This is a genomic window from Shewanella sp. 10N.286.45.A1 (assembly GCF_041470405.1).
Classification (GTDB): Bacteria; Pseudomonadota; Gammaproteobacteria; order Enterobacterales; family Shewanellaceae; genus Shewanella.
In genome coordinates this window covers 6,135-8,777 of the sequence record NZ_JBFRMK010000041.1, presented here as the reverse complement: position 1 = coordinate 8,777, position 2,643 = coordinate 6,135, and the positions used below count along the sequence as shown (strand labels likewise).

Below are 2,643 nucleotides of genomic sequence, written 5' to 3'. Positions count from 1 at the left end.
CAACATCTAATACCGTTTCCCATTTAGGTTCAGCTTTGACGTACTCTTCCATAGTGGTTCTGCGGTAAATGCCTCGGACATGTTTTTCGTCTTTCCAGAAGTTATACAGGTAACCCCCCATACGACTAGCGTAGGGGATCCGTTCTTTGTTATTCAAAATAGCAAGGCTATTACTGACTAACTCATTAAACCCTTTATATGCTTTTATCTCTTTTTCTGAGAGGGCATTTTGCTGCTTAACCCACTCCATCGGTTTTGCCCCCTCTACATCTTCAAGCCAGAGAAACTTGTCCTCTTCAGCAAAAGTGGGAGCCGCGGCAATTGAGCTTAGCACGCATAAAGATAAGACTTTGTTTCGCATATAAACATCCTGTTACTAGAGTGAGTGTGACTAAACTACTGCATGCACTTACAAAGTTAAACAGTACAAGTTAAAAAATTGTAACCACAAATAACGGTTTTACAGGCAGGATACGAGCAACCGTTAGCACGACCAGTCATTATCTTTAGCCTCCAAATACAAAAACGCCGATGAAGTTGAAACTTCATCGGCGCTTTTAGTAATGATCTAAAATGGTTACTTATTTTATAAGCCGTTGACGCACAGCTTCAAACAAACAAATACCTGTCGCAACTGACACGTTTAAGCTAGATACACTGCCCGCCATTGGAATAGAAATTAAGGTATCGCAGCTTTCACGGGTTAAGCGGCGAAGTCCTTTACCTTCGGCGCCCATAGCAATCGCTAGCGGCCCTGTTAGGCTAGCTTGGTAAACATCACTATCAGCTTCACCTGCTGCTCCAGCAATCCAGATCCCTTTATCTTGTAAGCTACGCATGGTGCGCGCAAGATTGGTCACTTGATATAGAGGAACGATTTCTGCAGCGCCGCAAGCCACTTTACTTACAACCGGTGTTAAGCCAACTGAATTATCTTTCGGCACGATAACCCCTTGCACACCAGCCGCATCAGCATTACGCAAGCATGCCCCTAGATTATGCGGATCGGTAACACCGTCCAGAATCAATAGAAATGGTGTTTCAGTAGCATCTAACATTGTGTGTAGATCATTATCATTGAGGATTTTGGTCGCTTTCACCTTTGCCACAACGCCTTGATGCTGACCACCTGCTGATTTATCGTCTAACGCTTTGCGAGAGGCATACTGAACAGACACGCCCCACTGTGATGCGATCTCTAAAATCGGTGTTAATCGCTTATCATCACGGCCTTGTAGTACCCAAATTTCGATAACGCGTTCAGGACTATTTTGCAGTACAGCTTCAACAGCATGCAAACCGAAAGTAATATCTTGCTTCTTCATCTATTTCTTACTCGTTTTACGCTTCGCTGACTTGGCTTTTTTAGCCGAAGACTTTTTTGCAGAAGCTTTTGTCTTAGTCGTGCCAGTTTTGCTGCCACTGCTTGATTTGTTTTTACTTGCCGAACGAGAGCCTGACTTGGCACCACCCTTGCTGCTACTTGAGCGCTTACCTTTATCAGCATTGCGCTCTTTGTCAGCAAGCTTAGCACCTTCACGATTAACACGTTCTCTGGCTGTCATCGGCTTGCTCGGCTTACGACGCTTGCCGCCAGCAGAGTCGCCTTCCATCATCAGGTCGATTTGACGGTCATCAAGATTTACCGCTGCAACTTTTACCGTTACCGTATCGCCAATCTGATATACCTGACCAGACGCCTCACCGACTAAACGTTGGCGCATATTGTCGTATTGGTAGTAATCACTACCTAAACTTGAAATATGTACTAATCCATCGATAAATAGATCATTAAGTCGTACAAACATGCCAAAGTGTGTCACCGATGCAATAACCGCTTCAAAGGTATCGCCAACGTGATCTTGCATAAACTCACACTTGAGCCAATCATTGACGTCTCGCGTTGCTTCATCGGCACGGCGTTCAGTCGTTGAACACTCCTCACCTAAAAGATCTAATTCTTCAATCTTGTAATTGTAACCGCCATCGGCGGTCCACTGCTCAGACTGTTCTCCCTCTTGTTTTGACAACAAGTAACGGATTACGCGGTGCAAGATAAGATCTGGGTAACGTCGAATTGGCGAGGTAAAGTGCGAATATGCCTCTAATGCCAAGCCAAAATGACCTTCGTTATCTGGGGTATAGGTTGCTTGTCGCATCGATCTAAGCAGCATCACCTGAATAAGCTCTGCATCAGGTCTATCCGCTATCTGCTCCATCACCGCTTGGTAATCTTTTGGAGTAGGCTCAAGTCCACCTTCCATGGTCAAACCGCGCTCTTTAAGGAAATCCTTAAAGTTAGTGAGTTTTTGCTCTGATGGCGCCTCGTGCACTCGGTATAACACTTCGCCTTTATGCTTTTTAACAAACTTAGCCGAGGCAACGTTTGCTAAAATCATGCACTCTTCAATGATCTTATGTGCTTGATTGCGACTGCGCGGAACAATCTTATCGATTTTACGCTGCTCATTGAAAATGAACTGAGTCTCAGTCGTTTCAAATGCAATTGCACCACGTTCAGCGCGAGTTTCATCCAGTGTCAGATACAAAGATTGCAACGTTTGCAGGTGTGGGAATATAGGCTTGAGTTTGTCACTCACCTCTCCGCCCTCTAGCATGTCAGCAACCTGGGTATAGGTTAGA

General features: G+C 44.9%; 2 protein-coding genes and 1 pseudogene. All 3 read right to left on the bottom strand.

From position 1 onward, the window contains the following. A pseudogene (locus AB4238_RS03590) lies at positions 1 to 361 on the bottom strand (S9 family peptidase); the annotation flags it as partial. A gap of 220 nt (positions 362 to 581) precedes the next feature. Next, a complete protein-coding gene (gene rlmB, locus AB4238_RS03585; protein ID WP_372031366.1) occupies positions 582 to 1,325 on the bottom strand; it encodes a 23S rRNA (guanosine(2251)-2'-O)-methyltransferase RlmB in 744 nt (247 codons plus the stop codon). Continuing rightward, positions 1,326 to 2,643 (bottom strand): ribonuclease R family protein (locus AB4238_RS03580; protein ID WP_372031364.1); only part of this gene is annotated, 1,318 nt, incomplete at its 5' end.

Bases quoted from the DNA above. Each gene is read 5' to 3' on its own strand.
- rlmB (WP_372031366.1), bottom strand. From the start codon at position 1,325: ATGAAGAAGCAAGATATTACTTTCGGTTTGCATGCTGTTGAAGCTGTA.